The sequence below is a fragment of the Marinimicrobium sp. genome, assembly GCF_002695945.1.
Taxonomy (GTDB): domain Bacteria; phylum Pseudomonadota; class Gammaproteobacteria; order Pseudomonadales; family Cellvibrionaceae; genus Marinimicrobium; species Marinimicrobium koreense.
Map to the genome: position 1 here is coordinate 77,806 of NZ_NZQP01000026.1, position 21,370 is coordinate 99,175.

Genomic DNA, 21,370 nt, shown 5'->3' on the forward strand with positions numbered 1-21,370 from the left:
TGCGCGAAAAAATTTAACCTATTGTTTTTAAAGGGTTTTTTAATTCTGGCTCTTTCGTTGCATTAAATGCCATATTGGGATGGCGCTTAAACCCACCAAATATTGGCATATGACACGGATCTGGAATTATGAAAGACGGAATTCATTTCACACAGCGCTGGCTAAAGGGCCTCGCTATAGCTCTGCTGCTTGGCGCACCCCTGGCAAGCGCGGATCTGATTACCTTTGATGATCTGGACCCCTCAGAAGGCAGTGTGTCCGAACAAAGCTATGCGGGGTTCAACTGGGACAGTCGCTGGGGGCTGGGCGACTCCGGTATGTCGGGGTTCGGCGATGCGGCGCACAGTGGTAGCCAGTTTCTGTTCAATCAGGGGTTCGAAAGTAACCTGGAAATTACCCGCGATAATCCCTTTGATTTTATGGGGGCCTATTTCGCGTCGACCAGCAATTACAACAACATGTCGTTCTGGATTACCCTGGTGGCTTATGATGGTCAGGGCAATAAGGTCGGCGAGCTGGTCGACGCGCAGATCAACCCGGACTTCGAAAACCAGCCGCTCTGGATTGCGGCTGACTTTACCAATGTTTCCAGGCTGGTCGTTGACGCTGCCGGTGGCATCTTCGCCATGGACAGCCTGCAGTTCCAGGATACAGCCGTTTCGGTTAACGAGGCTGGTGGCTTCGTCTTGCTGCTGATCGGTCTCGGTGGCCTCTGGGCTGCCCGTCGCCGCGTCCATTAACCCCCGCCATGGGGCCAGATGATATACTGGCCCCATGACCGATACCTCCTCTTCATTTCGTCACCTTCCCCAATTCGATAACCGCTGGTTGAGGGCCTTGCCGGCCGACCCGGTGGCGGACAATGTGCCGCGCCCGGTGACCGGCGCCAGCTACAGCTGGGTTGCCCCGCGACGGGCCAGTAAACCGACTCTGGTTGCCTACGCCCGCGAAGTGGCCGATACGCTCGGGTTCCTGCCTGAAGACTGTGACAGCCAGGCGTTTGCCGAGGTGTTTGCCGGCAACGCGCTGTTGCCCGGTATGGAACCGCACTCCACCGTCTACGGTGGTCACCAGTTTGGTCACTGGGCCGGGCAGTTGGGTGATGGCCGGGCCATCAATCTGGGCGAGGTTCTGAACGAGGCGGGTGAGCACTGGACCCTGCAACTCAAGGGCGCCGGGCGCACGCCCTATTCCCGGGGCGCCGATGGTCTGGCGGTGCTGCGCTCCTCGGTGCGTGAGTTTCTCTGCAGTGAAGCCATGCACCATCTGGGCGTCCCGACCACCCGGGCACTGAGCCTGGTACTCACTGGCGATAAGGTTGAACGGGACATGTTCTACGACGGCAACGTCCAGTGGGAGCCCGGAGCGGTGGTCTGCCGTGTGGCCCCATCGTTTACCCGCTTCGGCCACTTTCAGCTGCATGCGGCCCGCGGGGAGCATGAGCTGCTCCAGCAATTGCTCGACGTGACGATACAGACTGACTTCCCTCACCTCGGCGCGCCGGGCCGTGACACCTACCTGCGATGGCTGGAAGAGGTGGCGGTGCGCACCGCCGAGATGGTGGCCCACTGGATGCGGGTGGGGTTTGTCCATGGCGTGATGAACACCGACAATCTGTCGGTACTGGGGCTGACCATCGACTATGGCCCCTATGGCTGGCTCGAAGGCTACGACCCGGACTGGACTCCCAACACCACCGACGCCCAGGGGCGTCGCTATCGATTCGGCGCTCAACCCCAGGTGGCACTGTGGAATCTCGCTCAGCTGGCCAATGCTATTCATCCTCTGATTGGCGAGGTAGAGCCCCTACAGGCGGTGCTGGATGTCTATCGCGAGGAATATCAGCGCTGCTGGCAGCGGGATATGACCGCAAAGCTGGGCCTGAGCCGCTGGGAGGATGGGGACTCGGTGCTGGTGTCTGAACTGCAGCAGGTATTGCAGAGCGCCGAGATCGATATGACGATTTTCTTCCGCCGCTTGGCGGATTTCCATCCGGATGGCGAGACTCCCGGAGAAGAGGCGGACAGCGCTCAGCTGCTGGAGCCGGTCCTGGAAGCCTACTACCAGCCACCGACCTTCGAAGCCGAGCACACCATGGCCGAATGGTTGCGTCGCTATCGGGACCGGTTGATTCAGGACCGGGTACTGCACGGTACCGAAGACGCTCAGCGGCGGGCCCTGATGAACCGCACCAACCCCAAGTACGTGCTGCGCAACTACATGGCCCAGCAGGCCATTGATCGGGCCGAAGCGGAGGATTTCAGTGAAATTCATCGGCTGCAGGAACTTCTGCGTCGACCCTACGACGAACAGCCAGAGAACGCCGCTTACTTTGCCCGCCGGCCCGAGTGGGCCCGGCGCAAGGCGGGCTGCTCCATGCTCTCCTGCAGCTCCTGATGATCTGAACAGTTAAAGGAAACGATCTATTTATGATGATTCTCGGAAAACTCATTGGCGGTGTGCTTGGCTGGTTTATGGGTGGCCCCTTGTTGGCTCTGCTGGGCTTGGTGGTGGGCCACCTTTTCGATAAGGGGTACAACCAGATTCAGGCGGAGGGCTCGCCCGAGCGGCGTCGGGAAATCGAACAGACTTTCTTCGAGACGGTGTTTCGCCTGCTGGGCCACCTGGCAAAGGCCGACGGTCGGGTGTCCGAATCCGAAATCAAGCAGACCGAAGCCTACATGAACGAGATGGGGCTTACCCCCGAGCATCGCCAGCAGGCGATCGCCTTGTTCAAGGAAGGCGTGGCGACGGAGTTTGACCCCGATGCCCAGGTGGCCCGGTTCCGGGAGGTCTGTGGCCGTCGCGCCAATCTGGTGCGGATGCTGCTGATCTACCTGGTCAACATTGCCCTGGCCGACGGCGAGCTGGATGAGCAGGAAGTCCAGGTGCTGCGTCAGATTGCCCTCGGGTTGGGCCTGTCCAGCGCCATGTTTGAGCAGTTGCTGCGGATGATCCAGGCCCAGAACAGCTTCAGTGGCCAGCAGCGCTATCAGGGTGGGGCCAGCGGACCGTCAGCCCGGGACCGGCTCAGGCAGGCCTATGATGCCTTGGGTGTCTCTCCCGAGGCGAGTGATGCCGAGGTGAAGAAAGCCTATCGGAAGTTGATGAGTGAGTATCACCCGGACAAGTTGATCGGGCAGGGGGTACCGGAGGACATGATCAAGGAGGCCACCGAGCGCTCCCAGGAAATCCGTACCGCCTATGATCTGATCAAGGAAGAGCGCGCCCGCGCCTGAAACCGCGCAGCAATAGCGCCCCGGACAGGGCCCAGAGAATCAGGGTCAGTAGCAGCAGGAGTGCGCCGATAAAACCGAACAGGTCCGGCGCCTTCATCAGTGTGGTCATCAGGGAGTCCTGGTAGTAGAAAAACCAGGGATGATCCTCGGGGAAGGCGTATTCGTGCAGCCAATAGAAGACCTTCACCGGGCCGATCACCCAGAGTGCGACACCGCCAACCGCCAGGCTGGCACCGGTCACCCACAATACCTTCCGCGGCCTGGGTGGTGTCAGCTGGCGCTGGCGCGCGTAGAGCACCAATACGACCAGTAATACCGCCGCCGTCAGGCCCGCCAGATAGTAGTGATCCACCAGCCGAGCCACATCCTGAAGGTGAATGACTTCGGGGAGGCGCATCAGCGTGGTGCTTTGGCCGTTGGGCAGGGTGTACTGAATCTCCGCCAGACCCTCGCCACTGCTCTGAATGCTGCGGGTGATTTCGCCGAACAGGCGCACATGCTCTTCCTGTGATGTCTCGCCAAACCCGGTTTTGTACCGGTTTTCCGGTCCGAAACGCTCGATGTGCTGATCAATTTCCAGGAGCGGGTAGGCCAGGGAAAACCCGAAGTCCACTTGAGCAAGCAGGTGCCAGGCCAGCAGACTGGCGGCCAGAAAGTGGCTGACAAACAGAAGTGGCCACAGCGCCAACCGGTTGAACCAGTGGCTGGATTGATGAAGCAGTGATGTCAGCATGGGCCTTCCTTTATTCGTGGAGGACCCATGATGCCAAGAGTCGAGAGATCCGGAAAGTCTTACTGTTTTGTCTGCTGCGGCTTATAGGAAAACTGCACCAGAATCAGGGCGGCAATGAGTACCCAGCCGGTGCCGCTGAAAATCTGAAGGGCGGTCAGATCCCGGTCGATCAGCACTCCGAACAGAAAGGGTGAGATGGCGGTAGAGATGATCATCAGGGAGCTCATCAGGGAGCGGATGGAGCCGAGCTTGGCAGTACCGTACACCTCGGCCCAGAGCGCACCCCCCACGGGACTGCCGGAGCCAATGGTCATGGCCAACAGCATCATGAACGGCGGCGCCACCCAGTTGCCTTTCAAGTATGCGAGTACAAATACCGCCCCGGTCAGGGGGACCAGGACAAAACGCAGCACCGTCTGGGCACTGAAGCGATCAATCAGAATGCCGGTGACCAGTTGCGCCACCCAGTGGGTGACGCCGTAAATAATGAAACAGCTGGCCAGCCAGGCGGCCGACCAGTCTTTCTCGGCCAGAATAAAACCCTGCTGGATGAAAATGCCGGTCACCATAAACGGACCGCCCAGCACCGTGGGCAGAGCCAGCCAGAACCGGTAATCCTTGAGCATGTCCCGCCGCCCGGCGCTGCGTTTGAGTACCTCAGCGTCCGCAGTGGCGGGGCGGCTGCGGGTGTCCACCGGGGCCTGTTTGAGCAGCCAGAGCATGAGGGGAATGTAGAGCACCACGGTCAGCAGGGCGATGACGCCCCAACTGCCCCGCCAGCCGATCAGAGTGATCAGTGCCACTGCCGCAATGGGCAGAATCACCTCGCCGACCGGTACGCCGCTGGCCGAGACGCTCAATGCCTTGCCCCGGTCCCGGTCGAAATAGCGGGCCATGGTGGTCTGTGCGGTGTGGGGCAGCAGCCCCTGGCCGCAAAAACGCAGAAGAAACAGTCCGAGTAACAACAGCAGGGGGTGATAGGCCAGCGCCATCACGATGCCGGCTAGCGTGAGCCCCACGGCAGAAAGGGAGGCAAAGAAACGCAATGGCAGCCGGTCAATCAGCCCCCCGAACACCATGATCAGCAGGCCGCTGGTCAGTGTGGCAATGGAATACAGGGACCCGTACCGACCGGCGGACAGCCCCAGAGACTCCTGAATGGGCGTACCGTACCAGCTGATGAAAAACGACTGCCCGAAGTTACCCCAGAAAATACTGATAAACCCAAACGCCAACAGTGGCCAGGACTGGGCGATAAAACGAAAATAATTCTGCACAGTACCCTCTCGGTCTTCAGCAGGTGATCGACTTTAGCGGATGAGCAACCGTTTGAGCGTGCTCTGATAGAGCGCGGTCAGGGTGTCCAGATCTTCCGCTTTAACACACTCGTCCACCTTGTGAATGGTGTCATTGCGCGGACCGAGTTCGACCACCTGGGCCCCGGTAGGTGCGATAAAACGCCCATCCGAGGTGCCGCCGGCGGTGGAGAGTATCGGCTTCTGCCCGGTGTGCTGTTCTACCGCTTTGACGACGGCGTCGACCAGCTCGCCCTCGGCGGTCAGGAAGGGTTGACCACTGAGTTTCCAGTCGAGCTCGTAATTCAGCTGGTGTTTATTCAGGATCGTTTCGGTGCGTTCACGCAACTGCGTTTCGGTCACTTCCGTGGAAAAGCGGAAATTGAACACCACTTCGACGTCGCCGGGGATCACATTGGTGGCCCCGGTGCCGCCGTTGATATTGGAAATCTGGAAGCTGGTGGCGGGAAAGAATTCGTTGCCCTGATCCCACTCCTGTGCCGCCAGCTCGGCGAGCGCCGGGGCGGCTTTGTGAATCGGGTTGTCGGCCAGGTGAGGGTAGGCCACATGCCCCTGAACGCCTTTGACTCGCAGGATGCCACCAAGGGAACCCCGGCGACCGTTCTTGATCACATCGCCCACCCGGTCGGTACTGGAGGGCTCACCCACGATGCACCAGTCGATTTTCTCCTGGCGGGCTTCCAGCCACTCCACCACTTTCACAGTGCCGTTCACCGAGGGGCCTTCCTCATCGCTGGTGATCAGAAAACCGATCCGGCCCTGATGATCTGGATGCTCCGCCACAAATTGCTCGCAGGCCACAACCATGGAGGCCAGAGAGCCTTTCATATCCGCCGCGCCCCGACCGTACAGCATGCCGTATTCGACCACCGGTTCGAACGGGGGATGTTGCCACTGACCTTCCGGGCCGGTGGGCACCACATCGGTGTGCCCGGCAAAGGCCAGCAGTGGCCCGTCGGTGCCCCGGGTGGCCCAGAAGTTGTCCACCTCTTCAAACCGCAACCGTTCCACCTGAAAGCCGATGGCCTCCAGGCGCTGGATCATCAGGTCCTGACAGCCGGCGTCGTCGGGGGTGACCGAGCGACGGCGGATCAGGTCGTGGGCGAGTTGGAGTGTGGGGGTCATAGCAGGTCTCTTGGGGTGTCGGCGGATGCGGCTTTTGGGAACGGCGGATGCGGCCTTTGGCCTCCGAGGCGTCGGACCGATCCGCCCCACGGATATTGCCGTGGTTTGCGTAGGGCGGATAAGCGCTTTGCGCGCATCCGCCGTAACCTAACCTAACTTAATTGTTAACGTGCAACGACTCGTTCAACTGCACCGCGGTCTTGTTGGTCACACATTCGACCCGACCGGTCAGGGAGTTGCGACGGAACAACAGGCCGGACTGGTTGGCCAGTTCCCGGGCTTTGACGGTGTTCACCTCATTGCCCTGATCGTCCAGGACTACCACCTTGGTGCCCGCGGTGATGTACAGACCGGATTCGATGGTGCAGCGATCGCCCAACGGAATGCCCGTGCCGGCATTGGCGCCCAACAGGCACTCCTTGCCGATGGAAATGATGATGTTGCCGCCGCCGGACAGGGTGCCCATGGTCGAGCTGCCGCCGCCGAGATCGGAGCCGGACTCGACAAACACGCCAGCGGAGATACGACCTTCGATCATGCCGGGGCCGGCAGTGCCCGCATTAAAGTTCACAAAGCCTTCGTGCATGATGGTGGTACCTTCACCCAGGTAGGCACCCAGGCGAACCCGGGCGGTGTGGGCAATCCGCACGCCTTTGGGCACCACGTAATTGGTCATTTTCGGGAACTTGTCCACGCAGGCCACTTCCAGCAGATCACCAGCCAAGCGGGCCTGGAGTTGACGCTCCGGCAGTTCGTCCAGATCCACCGCGCCCTGATTGGTCCAGGCAACGTTGGGCAGGCAACCAAACAGACCGGTCAGGTCGGTACCGTGAGGTTTGACCAGTCGATGGGAAATCAGGTGCAGCTTCAGGTAACCCTCGGGCACCGACTTCGGCGCGCTGTCTTCGGCCAGCAGCGTCGCGACCAGCGGACGCTTGCTGTGAATGAAGGAGCGGGCAATGGCCGCCTGGGCATCGTCTCCGGCCTGCTCAAGCGCCTCAGCCAGGCCCTGCATCTTGTCGACGTCCAGCTCGATCACTTGGTTGCCGCCCTGATAGTTCAGCGCCTGGGCCACGGCGGAAGCGGTGGCCTCGGCCGGGTTGAGCAGAGGCTGAGGGTAGAAAACTTCCAACCACTCGTTGTTCAGATTCTGGGTGCCGACACCAAGGCCGAGGCTGTACAGTTGAGTCATGGTCATGTCCTGTGGGTCATTACGTTAATACGGAAATTGAAAGAAACGCGATGCAGTGCGAGAGGCCCGCTCAGTGGGCCAACCAGGCGGTGTAATCGTCTGCCTTGAACCCCACGTGGCGGGCATCCCCGGTATCAAGCAGCGGACGCTTGATCAGGGTGGGGTTCTCGAGAATCACCGCAGCCGCATTGTCAGCGGTCATTTGCTCCCGGGTGGCTTCGTCCAGCGCTTTCCAGCTGGTACTGCGTTTGTTCACCAGGTCCATTCCCAGCTCGCTCAGCCAGCCGGTGACTTGGGCTTCGGTCAGCCCGTCGGAGCGTAGATCGTGAAACCGGTAGTCCACGCCCTGGTCGTCCAGCCAACGGCGGGCTTTCTTGACGGTGTCGCAGTTTTTGATGCCGTAGAGGGTAATCGCTGCCATGAAATGTTCACCGGTTTTGCAAAACCGGCAATTGTAGCAAATTTTAAGGTGGGTTTGGCGGGATTGCGGCCTTTTATGCACCCAGCGCCTTGTGAATCAGACGCCCCATCGGCTCCGACAACGGCAGCTTCAGTGCCGCCTCATGGCCCTTCTCCGACATCTTGTTCCAGGTCTTCTGGATGATATCGATCAGCTTTTCCTCATTGTGCTTCTGGGCGAAGTCTTCCAGGTAGTGACTGAGAAAAACCAGGCAGATCACATCCTCCAGAGTCTGCACCTCCGGATCGCGCTTGAGGTTGCGTTTGATCAGCATATCCTGCACCCGGCGGATGGTCTCTTCATCGTAGCCGTGCTCCGCCATGATCTGACCGGCCACCCGGCCGTGGTGCAGGGCGAGCTGGCTGCGCCACTTTTTATAACCGGCCCGGCCGTCGGGGTAGTCGCTGCGTGGACTCTCCCAGCGGCGAATGTGCTGGCAGCGCGCGGCCAGTTGCAGGGGTTCCGAAGCATCCGGACAGAAGACGTTGAGAGTTTCGGTCATGCGTCGGCCGTACAGCCACTCTTTGGGGTGGCTCTCCCCCTGATCCGTTTCCCGGTTCGGGTCTTCGGCGTTGGCGGCGTCGAACGCGGCCAGAGTCTGATCGAGTCGGGTCTGTGAATCGGGCATGGGGCGAGTCAGTCCTGTGGGGTTGATCGGCAAACGGTGTCAGTGGCGCTGGCTGGCCAGTTGGCGCAGTTGCTCCATATCCAGAATATGGATTTCTTTTTTGTCGACAGACAGCACTTTCTGCTGCTGCAGGCGACTGAACACCCGGCTGATGGTCTCGATGGTCAGCCCGAGAAAGTTACCAATATCCGTTCGTGACATGGGCAGTCGGAAGGCGGTGGGCGACAGCTTGCGGCGCTGATGGCGGCTGGAGAGACTCAGCAGCAGGGTGGCTACCCGCTCTTCAGCGCTGCTTTTGCTCAGCAGGCTGATCAGCTGCTGATCCTGGGTGATCTCCCGGCTGAGCAGTTGAAAGACATTGCGCTGCAGAGAAGGGATTTTGAGGCTCAAATCCTCCACCTGTTCAAAGGGGATTTCACAGATGGACGAGGTTTCCAGCGCGACCACGGTGTTGGTATACCGGTTATCGGCGATGCCGTCGAGGCCCACCAGTTCGCCGGGCAAGTAGAAGCCGGTGACCTGTTCTTCACCCTGTTCGTTGAGGGTGGAGGCCTTGACCGCACCGGAGCGGATTGCGAACAAGGCGTCGAACGGGTCTTCGGCTCGATAGAGATGTTCGCCCTTGTGAAGGGGGCGGCCGCGTTGGACGATCCGGTTGAGCTGATCGACGTCATCCAGATGCAGGCTCAGCGGCAGGCACAGAGTGTTCAGACGACAGGTGCCGCAGGAGGTCTGGGGGTCGTGGCTGCAGTTGGTTTCAGAGGTGCTGATCCGGATCATGGCATCTTCCATAAAGGTCGTGAGGCTATTGTTGCAGCTTTGTCTGGCAGGGTAAAGGTGTTGCACCGGTGGGCTCTTTACAGGGGCTCTGCAACGAGTATATAGTCATTTTTGCTGGCCAATCGCCGCATTATTTATGGTTACACCGTCGTACTAACAAGGTCGTCCTGTACACGCTTCAGGCCTGTTTTTAGCACCACGTTTTGTCAGTCATAAGTAAGTGAACTGTGCCAGCGGGTTGTCCCGCGTTCGGAGTCATGTGGTACCGGTGCGGATTTCATTCGACTCAGCAAAACGTTAAGGTTAAGACTATGTCCAGAAGTACAGGTGTTGTTAAGTGGTTCAACGAATCCAAAGGTTTTGGTTTTATTGAGCAGGAAGGCGGCCAGGATGTGTTTGTGCACTACAGTGCTATCACCGGTACCGGCTTCAAGACGTTGGCAGAAGGCCAGCGCGTGGAATTTGATGTGAAAGACGGCCAGAAAGGCCCTCAGGCGGATAATGTCGTTGGGCTCTGAGCTCACCGATGACGCCGTATAAGAAAGCCGCGCAGAATGTGCGGCTTTTTTTATACGCGGCTATCCGCGGTTTGGGACCACTAGGGCTCGGGACTCAAGGAGAGCCGATAAAGTGTAGGCCACAGCTTTCCCGTCACCCAGAACTGGTTATGCTCGGCGTCGTAGGCGATACCGTTGAGCACTGCTCCGGACGTCTCGGGCTGCGCTGTGCGTACCAGCTCGGCCAGATCCAGAGAGCCGATCACCCGGCCATTGTCGGGATCAATCTGGATCAGGCGATCTGAATACCAGATATTGGCCCAGATGGCGCCATCGACGTATTCCAGTTCATTCAGGCGTGTGACTGCCTTGCCGTTTTCGGTAACGGTGATTTGACGTTGTACGCTGAAGTCCTCTGGTGCATGGAAATAAAGCTGGGCGCTGCCGTCGGAGCGGATCAGGTGTTCGCCGTCATTGGTCAGGCCCCACCCCTCGCCGGAATAGCTCATCTCTCGCAGAGGTTCAAGTGTGCCCGCGTCGTAAACCAGTAGTGTTTTTTCCCGCCAGGTCAGCAGGTAGAGTTCATTGTTCAGTTCCGTCAGCCCTTCGGCAAAGTAGCGTGCGGCCAGAGGCCGTTCACGCTCGACCTGCCGACCGTTGTCCTGATAGATGACCAGGCGAGATTGGCCGTATTGGCCCCCGCTTTCATAGAACCGTGAACCACGCTTGAGTAATCCCTGGGTAAACAGGGTGGGGTCGTGGGGTTGCTCTGCCTCGATCTGGAACTGGTACTGAAGAATGTCGCGAGGGCCGGTGTCGGCGCAGGCGACCAGGGACATCATCAGACCGCTAAGCCACAGCATCTGGCCGCACCCGCGGATGAGCGTGTTGAAAGCACCGGAAGATTGTGTCATAAGCGTGGTCCTGGACAGTGAGGGCTCTATGGTAATCAACGGGAAGGCATTTATGAAACGTTGGCAGTCGTTTGTGGGATTGACGCTACTGGGTGGCTTGATGGTGGCGCTGCCCATTGCGATCTTCATCTTTATCCTGCAGTGGCTGCTGGGGCTGGTGACCGCCGTGATTGCCCCGATCAGCGCCTGGCTGGCCAGTTGGGCGCCATTGGCGGAGCAGGTGGCCGACCTGCTCGGCATCGTGTTGGTGCTGGGCGCCTTTTTCCTGATCGGCCTGGCGGTCAAAACCAGCATTGGCCGCTGGATACACAACCGGGTGGATCAGTGGCTCACGCGCTTTGCACCCGGTTACAGCACCATCCGGGAAGTGGTCATGCAGTTTCTCGGCGGTGAAAACAATACCTCGCTACTGCGTGGCCAGGTGTGCCGCGCCTACATCATGGGGCGTCAGAACCCGGTGTCGGTGACCGCCATTGTGACGGCGCGGCACAGCAATGGCGATTGCACCGTGTATGTGCCGACGGCGCCGATTCCTTCGTCGGGGTTTGTCTATCACCTGACCGAAGACTGTGTGGAGTTGCTGCCACACATCAGTGTCGAGGCGGCCATGCGCACGGTAATTTCCTGTGGTAGCGGCTCCCAGATCATCAGTGACCCGCCGGAGCCCGCCCCCGAGCAGCCAGCGGCGTCCACTGACCAGCCTTGAGTCCCGCTTTCGGTGAGCTGAAGGATCAAATCTTGTTGCGCATCAGATCCCGGATCAGAAAACGCGCCGGGTGCAGCGCCTGAATCAGCTCGCGGTCCAGCGGCATGGGCTCCCGTTCGATGTGGGCGACCAGCAGCTCGGCGCTCAGCGGGGTGTAGCACAACCCGCGGGACCCGTGGCCGACATTGATGAACAGACCGTCGTGGTAGCGCCCCGGACGGGGAATGTTCAGTCGGGCGTCCTTGCGTAGCGGCGCAAAGTCCTCCAGAAACGCGGCCCGGTCCGGGGCGGGACCCACCAGGGGCAGATAGTCCGGCGTGGTGCAGCGAAACGCAACGCGTCCCCCGAGTGAGGCCAATGGTTGATCCGCAAAGAGGTTGGCGATCTCGGGGCCAAATTGCGCCAGTTGTTCCAGATTCTGCTGTTGATCCCGTTCCGTTATCGCCGTATCGGTGTCGTGCAGATTGAACGTGGCCCCAAGGCAGTGCTGGGCGCCGTCTGAGGGAGCGAGGTAGCCATCGCCACACAGTGCCGCTTTCAGCTGCCGGCTCCGGTCTGTGGCGTTCACTTGGGTAATCTGTCCGCGAATGGCTTTCAGGGGCAGGGCGGCGGTTTGGGAAAAACGTCGCACCGCCCGGGCGTTTGCCAATACCGCGATGCGGGCCCGGTGCTCGCGGTTGTTCAGGTCCCGGGCGCTCCAGAGTTCTCCCTGCCGGCTGAGCTCGGTGATCGTGGTCTCGCCTCCCAGAGTGATATTGGGGTGGTCGAGTAGTGCTTCACACAGCGTCGCCGGACTCAACCATCCCGCCTGGGGAAAGTAGAGGGCAGGCTGGGGGACTGGCAGGCCGGCGAGCTCGCCCGCTTCGGCGGCACTAACTGGGCGGACCAGCTCTGGCGTAGCCTCGTAACGCTGGGCAATTTGGGTCTGTAATTGACGCTCTTTGTCAGTGGTGGCGACCTGCAGTAATCCGCACGCGGCGCCGTTTGGCCAGTAGGGCCGATAAAAACGCTGGGCGAAGCTCAGACTCAGCACATTGAAACGTGCCAGAGGCGAGTTCTTGGGGGAAAGTTTGGCGTATAGCAGCCCCTGGGGGTTGCCGGAGGCTTCCTGCGCGGCACGGGGGTGTTGCTCCAGAACGGTCACCTGCCAGCCCCGTTCGGCCAGCGCCCGCGCGCTGTGACAGCCCGCCAATCCGGCCCCGACAATCAGCGCCGTGCGCGGCGCATCGGGCCCAAGCCCCGGGCGGGAGGGTAGAGCCCAGGGCAGGGCGGGTTTTTTGCGGTTAAGGCGGTGGGGGGCTGAGGCCTGTGAGGCGGGTNTCTGGGGTACCGCTGCCGGTTGCTGCTCTGAATACTGAGCGGTGAGCATTTCCCGCTTGCGGCCGAAGCCGGGCACTTTCTCCGGCGTGAAGCCCGCAGCGGCCAGGCCGCGCCGGACCACTCCAGCGGCGGTGAAGGTGGCCAGGGTGGTGCCGGGCCGGCTCAGATGAGCCAGGGTAGTGAACAGTTCCGGAGTCCACATATCGGCATTCTTGGCCGGTGCGAAGCCATCCAGAAACCAGGCGTCCAGGGCTGGGCCAGAGTGGATGAAATCAGGGTGATCGCTGCTCAGTAGCTGGGCCAAGCCACTCTGGGCATCATCAAATATCAGTGTCAGGATCACTCGCCCCCGGTCCAGATGTAACCGGTGGAACGCCGGGCCCACGGTGGGTGGGTATTGATCGATCAGTTCATTGGCGAGCGCCCTGAGTTCGGGCCACAGGCTCAGGGCCCGTTGCAGGTCGTCTCGCTGCAGGGGAAAACGGTCCACGCTGATAAAGTGCAGGCGGGCATCGTCAGGGGCCGTTTGTCGCCAGAGTTGCCAGGCAGCCAGAAAATTGAGGCCCGAGCCGAAGCCGGTTTCGCCAATGGCGAAGCGGCGTTCAGTCACGGGCTGTTCGTGCAGAGCCTGGAAGCGCTCGGCCAGACGGTTGTGGTGCAGGAAGACATGACGGGTTTCGGCCAGTCCGTCGGTGCGGGAGAAATACACGTCGTCGAACCGGGTGGAGATTGGCTGACCCGCCTCATCCCATTGCAGGTGAGCGGTTTCCAGGTTCTGATCCGGCCCCGGAGTGCCGGTCTCCGGGGCGTCGNTCACAGGCCGAACTCCCGGGTAATCTGTTCGCACCAGCGTGCGATGCGCTCGTCGGTCAGATCGAACTCATTCTCTTCATCCAGTGCCAGCCCCACAAACTGATCGCCCTCGGGGGTGAGTGCCTGAGAGGCCTCAAATTCGTAGCCCTCCCGGGGCCAGTAGCCGCAGGGGCGGGCGCCCCGGGCCAGCAGTTGCGCGTGCAGGTAGCCCATGGCGTCGAGAAACCATTCGGGGTAACCGATCTGATCCCCCAGTCCGTAGAGCGCCACCGCTTTACCGCGCAGGTCCAGCTCCGCCAGCTCTTCCCAGATCTCCTCCCAGTCTTCCTGCAACTCCCCGTAATCCCAGGTCGGGATGCCGAAAATCAGGTAGTCGTAAAACTGGGCGGTGATGACCGGTTCATCGGCAATGTTGAACATATCCACCCGGTCTTCACCCAGTACCGCGCGGATTTTTTCGCCCGCCATTTCGGTGTAGCAGGTGGAGCTGCCATAAAACAGCCCGATGGCGGCACGGCTCATGACGGTGCTCCATCCGGCAGGAGCGTCGCCCACTGCTCAAGCCATTCCCGGGCGGACTCTTCGGGGTCGTCGCCGCTGCAGGCGTCCAGCACCAGAGGCTCGCCGATTCGCTGCGCGCCGAGGTCGGCGAATGCATCGTCGATGGCTTGGCCGGCTTCACCGAAGGTGGTGTAGCTGCTGTCGCCGAGATTGATCAGGCCGTACTGGCGCCCGGCAATGGCGGGATACTCGCGGGTCATCTGAACGTACAGCGGCTGCAGGTTGTCCGGCAGGTCGCCGGCGCCGGTGTTGGAGGTACAGATGAGTAAAATTTCATCGGGGCTTCGGACCAGGTCTTCCACCTGAGCAAAGTTGTTGATGCTGATCTGGTGGCCTTTGCGTTGCAGNTCCTCNGCTGCGAGCTCGGCGATGCCTTCGGCATTGCCGGTGACACTACCCACCAATATCTGGATTTGACTCATGAGTCCCCTTGCTAATCAACTGTGGTACGAATGCTGGATCAGGCTGNCGCCCTTTGAGCAGGGCATGATACCAGCCTGTTGGAGTTGGCGTCAGCGGTGGCTGCCGGGAAACCCCAATTGNCGCCAGGCCTCATAGGCCACTACGGACACCGCATTGGAAAGGTTCATNCTGCGACTGTCGGCCACCATGGGGATNCGCAGNAGNTGGTCCGGGCCCAGCTCGTCCCGAATGGACGCGGGNAGNCCNCGGGTTTCNGGNCCGAACAGCAGGTAGTCCCCNGCNTCGAACGTCGTTTCACTCGGNTAACGGTGGCCTTTGGTGCTGAGTCCGAACAGTCGCGCCGGTTGCGCCTGCTCCAGGAANCTGGNCCAATCCGGATAGGTTTTCAGGGACTGCCACTCACCGTAGTCCAGTCCCGCGCGGCGTAGCCGTTTGTCATCGAGNACNAAACCCAAGGGTTCAATCAGGTGCAGGTGANAGCCGGTATTNGCCGCCAGACGAATAATATTGCCGGTGTTGGGCGGTATTTCCGGTTCAAATAAAACAATATGGAACATTGGTTTTCAGCCGATTTCGTGTACTATTGTGCGCAAGATCCGGGCCTCGTGACGCTGGTTATAACAAAAAGNAATATAAAGCGTCTTCAAGGCGAGATTTTCTTGGCGATTGTGNGGTTCGCCGGGACNTAGTGCGCNCGATGCGTCATAATACCAGCGTTCAGGCATGTTTATTGCCTCNGTCAACAATAACTCGGGAAGCCCAGGTGGCCAGCCGTTGAGCTTATTTCGTAAACGACCATCCAGTACAGGTACAGTTGGCGTCCAATTCAACNAGGGCGGGGTTTCGCTCGTCTGCGCCGAGGCCCNTCCCATTGAGACTCATGCCGGTGAGGGCGAAACGGCCCGACCTTTTCTCCAGGNNGCNGANTGGCTCCCCGAGAGCGATAGCCAGCGNCAGANGTNGGNTNCTCGANGANCGNGTGGAGCANNTGGGGTTGCGCCGTAANNCCTGTCACCTGGTNTTGGGGCGGGAAGACTACAANCTGCTNCTGGTTGAGGCNCCNGCCGTGCCGNCCTCGGANCTGCGCGAGGCCCTGCGTTGGCGAATTCGCGACCTGATTGANTTTCCCGCCGACCAGGCGGTNCTGGATGCCTTTCTGTTGCCGGAGGANCGCAGCCGNGGCGGNAAGCGCATGGCCTATGTTGCNGTGGCCCATCGCCATCTGATTGANCAGCGTATCGCTCAGGTNGCNGANGCCCGGCTGGATCTCCAGGTGATCGATATTCCNGAGTTGGCNTTGCGCAACCTGGTGTATCGGTTGTGCGACACGGCCCGGGGGGTGGCGCTGGTCAAGCTGGGCGGTGGCACCGGCAGNCTGCATATCGTCCGCGGTGACGACCTGCACCTGGCCCGCCGCTTTAATGTGCCCTATGAAGGTGGGCTGCTGGAAGATCTGCCGGAGGATGTCCTGNTNCTGGAAATNCANCGCTCCCTGGATTACTTCGAACGCCAGATGCGCCAGCCGCCGCCCGGCCAGATCTGNCTGATCGGGGAAAANCTCAGCCCNGATAAAATCACTGAATCACTGACCAATGGNNTGCCGATGCCGGTTTCNTTGCTGGANATCGAGTCGTCGCTGACNCTGGGCGATCAGGTTCAGTCTCACACCCTGACGCTGTGCCTAGCCGCCATCGGCGCCGCGCTGCGANTCACGGAGGGGGACTGATGCAACAGGTCAATCTGTATTTGCCGGAGTTTCACCCCCGTCGGGTGTGGTTGAGCCTGAACCAGATGATCGCCGCGATCGCGGTNGTTCTGGTGTTGATTATCGGCCTGTCGCTGTGGAGTGCGGCNTACACCGATTCGCTCCAGGCNCGCTTGACGGATGAACGCGCGCAGTTGGAGACANTACAACAACAGGTGCAGCGGCTCATGGCCGAACTGCCCGCCCGTCGCGGTGCGACGGTGGAAGAGCAGGTGGCCCGTTTGCGTCAGGAAATTCAGCGGCGGGAGCAGATNCTGCGCCTGATGTCCCAGCAGAATCTCGGCAACGCCGAGGGGTTTTCCGGGCAACTGTTGAGCCTGTCCCGCCATGCCATGGATGATCTGGCGCTGGCGGAGTTTTCGCTGCAATCCGGGGGGCAGTACGTCGAGCTGGCCGGCCGGGTGCGCAAGCCGGAACAGGTGCCGCTGTATCTACAGCAGTTGCGTCAGGATGAGAGCTTCGCCAGCGTGTCATTCGGCGTACTGGAAGTGGCGCGGGAGCCGGATGACCGGGGACCGGGGTTGATATTTTCGGTGCAGCGCGCCGAGGCCGACGAGACCAACGCACGGGGAGGGCGATCGCGTGACTGATTGGCAGCAGAGTTGGCAGCGCTGGGCCGAGCGGGTGGAGGCCTATTCCCTGCGTGAGCGGGTACTGCTCTTGCTATGCCTGATCGCGGTGTTGATCGGGTTCTGGCAATGGTTGATTGAGTTGCCTCAGGAGCGTCAGCGCGAGCAGATTGAACAGCAGCGCACCGCCGTCGCAAACGATCGGGATGCCCAGCAGGCACAGCTGGCCGCCCTGATGAGCACCGAGGCGGACAACCGACCCGCAAGGGAGTTGGAGCAACTGCAGCGGACACTGGATGAGCTGGATGCGAGTCTGGCGAGCCTTTCCCAGGGGTTGGTCAGTGCGGATCAACTGCCGCAGATTCTTCAGGAAGTGTTGATTTCCACCACCGAGCTGCAGCTGCGACGGGTGCGCACGCTTCCCGTTGAGGAACTGCCGTTGACCAAGGCCGCAGATGGCACTGAAGCGGCGGAACCGGTTGAAACGGCGACCGGTGTTTTTCGACACAGTGTCGAGCTTGATGTCAGCGGTGACTTCTTTGAAGTGTTGAGTTTCCTGCGCCGGCTCGAAGGGNTGNCCTGGCGGTTCTACTGGGATCGTCTGGANTACGAAGTGATGGACTACCCGGTGGGCGATATTCGATTGCGGGTTTATACCCTGAGTGCCGAGGAGGGNCTGCTCGGTGTCTAGATTATTGTGCATTGCCTGTCTGATCGGNTGGTCGGCGCTGGTGTGGGCNGACAGTCAGCGCGANCCCACTCGCCCCCTGGATTACCGGGNCAGCCGCGAGTCGGTGTCCNTGACNCTGAACGCAATCATGGCGGGCGACTCGCGCCGCCTGGCGATCATCAACGGNCAGTCCCTGACGGCGGGCGAGATGATTGCCAACACCGGNGGGGTNCGCCTGCTGCAAGTTGAATCCCATTCAGTGATTGTCGGTCAGAGCGGCCGGCAGTGGCGTTTGAATTTGAACGATGAATCCGTACGTCGAACGAGGCCCGCGGAGCAATGAGGCAAACGATTATGGATCCGCATTTTCTGAGAAGAACGATGCACACCGCCGCCGCGCTGATGGCGGTCGTCCTGGTGACGGCCTGTGTTGGNCCGCGCGATTCGCAGTTGGCGGCNGAGCGNGAAATGAGNGAGGTGGCCGAGGCGCAGCGTGAGCAGGCTCAGNCGGTACCCGAGGAAGTGAGCCAGGCACTGGTTCCAGAGCGCCGTCGCAGCGAGGAGGTGGCTCCGGAGCGGTTTGATGTCAGAGTGCGCAATGTNCCCGCCAAGGCGTTTTTTCTCGGGCTGGTGCAGGACTCAGACACCAACATTGTGGTGCACCCCGATGTCAGTGGCAGTCTCTCGCTGGAGTTGAAAGGAGTCACGGTGGATGAAGTGCTGGAAGTGGCACGGGACATTTACGGTTATGACTACCGGCGTTCGGGCAATATCTACACGGTGTATCCCAACGAGCTTCAGACTCAGGTGTTCCATGTGAACTACCTGGATGTTCAGCGGGTGGGGGTGTCGGACACCAACCTGTCGATCGGTCGCAGTGAATCATCAAACAATAACCGCAACAATCGCGGTTCCGGCAATAATTCGGGCAGCGGCGATGACAGTGCCAACNTGCTGGGCCTGCTCGCCGGTGAAGACGGCAGTTCGACCAATGGGTCTGAGGTGTCCCCGGGGGCGCGGGTGCAGACCATGAACCGCACCGATTTCTGGCNNTCGCTGCGCCAGTCGGTGTCCGCCATTGTCGGCGGTGAGGGTGGCGACAAGATGGTNATGGTCAGCCCCCAGGCCGGTATGGTGGTGGTCAAGGCCATGCCTCATGAGCTGAATGCGGTGCGGGAATTTCTGGAGCGTTCCGAGCTGAGCGTAAGGCGTCAGGTGATTCTGGANGCGAAGATTCTGGAGGTCCGTCTGAACGAAGGGTTCCAGGCGGGGATCAACTGGGGCGNCATCAGCGGGCAGTTGGACTACGGCTATAANCGGCTGCGCTCGACCAGCTACTCGGAGCAGGATTCGGCCGTCACCACNATTCCGCCGGGAAGCAGTTCCCGTCAGATTTCCGGGTTGGAAGAACTGCAACGCGGTACTGAAAACCTGTTTACCTCCGTCCTGCAGGTGGGNGATGTAACCGAGCTGCTCGACTTGCTGGAAACTCAGGGCAGCGTGCAGGTCCTGTCCAGCCCNNGNGTGTCNACGGTGAACAACCAGAAAGCNCTGATTCGNGTGGGCTCCGATGAATACTTTGTGACCGGTATCTCCAATAACACCACNTCNAATGTGGCGTCGGTGACCAGCACGCCCAATATCGAACTGTCNTCCTTCTTCAGNGGNATTGCNCTGGATGTNACCCCNCANATCGCCGACAGNGGCGAGGTGATCCTGCACATTCATCCGGTGGTCAGTGAAGTGAATGACCAACTGAAAGTGTTTACCGTNGGTAGCGANGAGTTCGCCTTGCCTCTGGCACAACGGGGTATTCGCGAGTCNGACAGCATTGTCCGGGCGCGCAGCGGCCAGGTGGTGGTGCTGGGNGGCCTGATGCAGGANGATACCCGGGANACCGATGGCAAGCGNCCGNTGTTGGGCGATATTCCACTGCTCAACAGCCTGTTCAAAACCCAGGGGCGNAGCCGCCAGAAAACCGAACTGGTGATTCTGTTGCGTCCGGTGGTGGTNGATGANNGCACCTGGCAGGACGAACTCGATCGCAGTCGCAATCGCATGCAACAGATGGGCGATGGTTATCGCGACCTCTGGGAGCAATAGCGCGGAGCCGGTCATGTACCAGGACTACTTCGGGCTGCGGGAGATGCCGTTTTCCCTCACCCCCGATACCCAGTTCTTCTTCGACAGCGCCGCCCANCGGGCGGTGCTCAATACNGTATTGCTGGCCCTGCGACACAGCGAAGGGTTCATCAAAATNGTCGGGGAAGTGGGCACCGGTAAAACCCTGTTGTGCCGCAAGNTGCTGGCCAGCCTGGGGCCGGAGTTTCTNACCGCGTACATTCCCAACCCCTACCTGACGCCGGACGAACTGAAAGGCTTNCTGGCCCAGGAAATCGGTGTGCCGTCCTCNCCCGATATGCCCGCCTATCAACTNCTGAATGAGATCTACGCCCGGCTGGTGGCNCTCGCCGCGGAGAANCGGCGCGTGGTACTGGTGGTGGATGAAGCCCAGGCCATGCCCCGGGAGACCATCGAAGCCTTGCGNCTGCTGACCAATCTGGAAACGGAAAAAAGCAAACTGTTGCAGGTGGTTCTGTTGGGNCAGCCNGAGNTGGAAGATGTGCTCAANCGCAGCGACNTGCGNCAGTTGAAACAGCGNATCGTGTTTTCGGAAACCCTCGGTACCATCGATCGCCGCACCCTGGCNGACTATCTNGATTTTCGTCTGCAGTCCGCCGGTTATCGGGGGNGCTCGCTNTTTACCCGGGGCGCGGTCCGNCTGATGCANCGCGCNTCCGGGGGNATTCCCCGNTTGATCAATGTGCTNGCCCACAAGGCGTTGTTGGTCAGCTNCGGTCAGGGNCGNTCNATGGTNGGNCGGGCNCAGGTGGCCAGGGCCGTGAAGGANACCACNGANAGTCGTCGGCTGGGGCGCTGGCNGTCCGTCACGCCNTTTGGNTGGACTNCNTGGNTGGCNGTCTCNNTGTTGTTGGTGGGCGTGGGGCTCTGGTGGTACGGGGGCNCGNCNTGAGTCTGATGAATGACATGCTGCGCGANCTGGATCGNCGGGGCGGTACCTCCCCGAACCNGGCCGGCCCATCGACGCACCGCACTCAGCCAATGCAATCGCGCTATTTTGTTGGTGCGGGTNTGGCCGTTCTCGTGGCACTGGTCATAGCCGCACTGGTGTTTTGGTCACTGGTTGGAGCGGGCGGTGAAGGCAGNGCGCCGATGACAGAACAACCGATGCCAGCAATCGATTCTGCGCCGGTGGCTGAATCCACAGTCGCTGAGCCGGAGCCCCGNANGCCGGCNANACNGGANGTNGAGGCGGCATTGAGTCAACCGNTGACTCAGGAACCCGTTGAGGCGGTTCCAGATGAGTCGCAGGACTCCGGCTTCTCAGAGGATCTTCANCTGCTGCTCGACAAGGCTCGCCAGGCCCGGGACCGGGANCGNTTGACGCGCCCNGCGGGAGACAATGCGTANGAATANTATCAGCAAGTGTTNGCCCTCAGTGCTGATCATCCGGAGGCGCTCGCCGGGCTGGCGGCGATTGCCCAGCGTTATCGGGAGCTGGCTGAAGCGGCCATGGACCGGGAGGCTCTGGATGNGGCCCAGCANTTTCTGCGTCGGGCTCGTTCGGTCGATCCGCA

The 21,370-nt window shown here is 60.6% G+C and carries 19 protein-coding genes; 7 read left to right on the plus strand and 12 right to left on the minus strand.

Annotation, left to right across the window (positions count from 1 at the left end; translation table 11 throughout):
- Positions 1-128: 128 nt before the first annotated feature.
- Genes CMG77_RS06645 through djlA form a run of 3 tightly spaced genes read left to right on the plus strand, consistent with a single transcriptional unit; the run spans position 129 to position 3,239 of the window.
- Entirely contained in the window at positions 129-740 is a 612-nt protein-coding gene (locus CMG77_RS06645; protein ID WP_123637791.1) for a hypothetical protein, read from the plus strand.
- Positions 741-774: 34 nt separating this feature from the next.
- Positions 775-2,397: a protein adenylyltransferase SelO gene (locus CMG77_RS06650; protein ID WP_286805101.1), complete on the plus strand. Its 1,623-nt coding sequence runs from the start codon at positions 775-777 to the stop codon at positions 2,395-2,397.
- 35 nt (positions 2,398-2,432) lie between these two features.
- Complete coding sequence (gene djlA / locus CMG77_RS06655; RefSeq protein WP_246004425.1) at positions 2,433-3,239, plus strand: co-chaperone DjlA; 807 nt, start codon at positions 2,433-2,435, stop codon at positions 3,237-3,239.
- Here the strand turns inward: djlA and CMG77_RS06660 are convergent.
- The 7 genes from CMG77_RS06660 to fnr form a co-directional block, all read right to left on the minus strand.
- Complete coding sequence (locus CMG77_RS06660; protein WP_123637789.1) at positions 3,214-3,972, minus strand: lipoprotein intramolecular transacylase Lit; 759 nt, start codon at positions 3,970-3,972, stop codon at positions 3,214-3,216. The genes djlA and CMG77_RS06660 overlap by 26 nt on opposite strands.
- Before the next feature lie 59 nt (positions 3,973-4,031).
- Positions 4,032-5,249, minus strand: coding sequence for an MFS transporter (locus CMG77_RS06665; protein ID WP_286805100.1), 1,218 nt, complete (start codon positions 5,247-5,249; stop codon positions 4,032-4,034).
- Positions 5,250-5,282: 33 nt separating this feature from the next.
- Positions 5,283-6,413, minus strand: coding sequence for a succinyl-diaminopimelate desuccinylase (gene dapE, locus CMG77_RS06670; protein ID WP_286805098.1), 1,131 nt, complete (start codon positions 6,411-6,413; stop codon positions 5,283-5,285).
- A gap of 157 nt (positions 6,414-6,570) precedes the next feature.
- Positions 6,571-7,605: a 2,3,4,5-tetrahydropyridine-2,6-dicarboxylate N-succinyltransferase gene (gene dapD / locus CMG77_RS06675; protein ID WP_123637786.1), complete on the minus strand. Its 1,035-nt coding sequence runs from the start codon at positions 7,603-7,605 to the stop codon at positions 6,571-6,573.
- 70 nt (positions 7,606-7,675) lie between these two features.
- On the minus strand, positions 7,676-8,026 hold the full coding sequence (locus tag CMG77_RS06680) for an ArsC family reductase (RefSeq protein ID WP_123637785.1): 351 nt from the start codon (positions 8,024-8,026) through the stop codon (positions 7,676-7,678).
- A 73-nt stretch (positions 8,027-8,099) separates the two neighbouring features.
- The gene (locus CMG77_RS06685) at positions 8,100-8,693 is read right to left on the minus strand and encodes a DUF4202 domain-containing protein (RefSeq protein WP_123637784.1); all 594 of its coding nucleotides are present in this window, start codon (positions 8,691-8,693) and stop codon (positions 8,100-8,102) included.
- Positions 8,694-8,732: 39 nt separating this feature from the next.
- Positions 8,733-9,473 carry a fumarate/nitrate reduction transcriptional regulator Fnr gene (gene fnr / locus CMG77_RS06690; RefSeq protein ID WP_246004352.1) on the minus strand — a complete coding sequence of 247 codons (741 nt, stop codon included), beginning with the start codon at positions 9,471-9,473 and terminating at the stop codon, positions 8,733-8,735.
- A gap of 311 nt (positions 9,474-9,784) precedes the next feature.
- Here fnr and CMG77_RS06695 point away from each other — a divergent pair, with 311 nt between their 5' ends.
- Complete coding sequence (locus tag CMG77_RS06695) at positions 9,785-9,991, plus strand: cold-shock protein (RefSeq protein ID WP_024460685.1); 207 nt, start codon at positions 9,785-9,787, stop codon at positions 9,989-9,991.
- An 80-nt stretch (positions 9,992-10,071) separates the two neighbouring features.
- Here the strand turns inward: CMG77_RS06695 and CMG77_RS06700 are convergent, their stop codons facing one another.
- A complete protein-coding gene (locus CMG77_RS06700; RefSeq protein WP_286805096.1) occupies positions 10,072-10,884 on the minus strand; it encodes a glutaminyl-peptide cyclotransferase in 813 nt (270 codons plus the stop codon).
- Positions 10,885-10,936: 52 nt separating this feature from the next.
- Here CMG77_RS06700 and CMG77_RS06705 point away from each other — a divergent pair, with 52 nt between their 5' ends.
- Entirely contained in the window at positions 10,937-11,590 is a 654-nt protein-coding gene (locus tag CMG77_RS06705; protein ID WP_123637781.1) for a DUF502 domain-containing protein, read from the plus strand.
- A 25-nt stretch (positions 11,591-11,615) separates the two neighbouring features.
- Here CMG77_RS06705 and mnmC read toward each other — a convergent pair whose 3' ends face one another.
- The 4 genes from mnmC to CMG77_RS06725 form a co-directional block, all read right to left on the minus strand.
- Positions 11,616-13,757 (minus strand): bifunctional tRNA (5-methylaminomethyl-2-thiouridine)(34)-methyltransferase MnmC2/FAD-dependent 5-carboxymethylaminomethyl-2-thiouridine(34) oxidoreductase MnmC1, encoded by a 2,142-nt coding sequence (gene mnmC, locus CMG77_RS06710; RefSeq protein ID WP_502691767.1) that lies wholly within the window; start codon positions 13,755-13,757, stop codon positions 11,616-11,618.
- A complete protein-coding gene (gene fldB / locus CMG77_RS06715) occupies positions 13,724-14,245 on the minus strand; it encodes a flavodoxin FldB (protein ID WP_123637779.1) in 522 nt (173 codons plus the stop codon). The genes mnmC and fldB overlap by 34 nt, the downstream gene beginning before the upstream one ends.
- Complete coding sequence (locus CMG77_RS06720) at positions 14,242-14,706, minus strand: flavodoxin domain-containing protein (protein ID WP_286903821.1); 465 nt, start codon at positions 14,704-14,706, stop codon at positions 14,242-14,244. Before CMG77_RS06720 ends, fldB begins: the two co-directional genes overlap by 4 nt.
- 90 nt (positions 14,707-14,796) lie before the next feature.
- Complete coding sequence (locus CMG77_RS06725; protein ID WP_286903822.1) at positions 14,797-15,264, minus strand: tRNA (cytidine(34)-2'-O)-methyltransferase; 468 nt, start codon at positions 15,262-15,264, stop codon at positions 14,797-14,799.
- A gap of 2,915 nt (positions 15,265-18,179) precedes the next feature.
- Between CMG77_RS06725 and mshL the strand changes: the two genes are divergently transcribed.
- Both mshL and CMG77_RS06735 read left to right on the plus strand, forming a co-directional pair.
- Positions 18,180-19,814 (plus strand): pilus (MSHA type) biogenesis protein MshL, encoded by a 1,635-nt coding sequence (gene mshL / locus CMG77_RS06730; RefSeq protein WP_286903823.1) that lies wholly within the window; start codon positions 18,180-18,182, stop codon positions 19,812-19,814.
- A 43-nt stretch (positions 19,815-19,857) separates the two neighbouring features.
- Positions 19,858-20,745 (plus strand): ExeA family protein, encoded by an 888-nt coding sequence (locus CMG77_RS06735; RefSeq protein WP_286903830.1) that lies wholly within the window; start codon positions 19,858-19,860, stop codon positions 20,743-20,745.
- Positions 20,746-21,370: the final 625 nt, after the last annotated feature.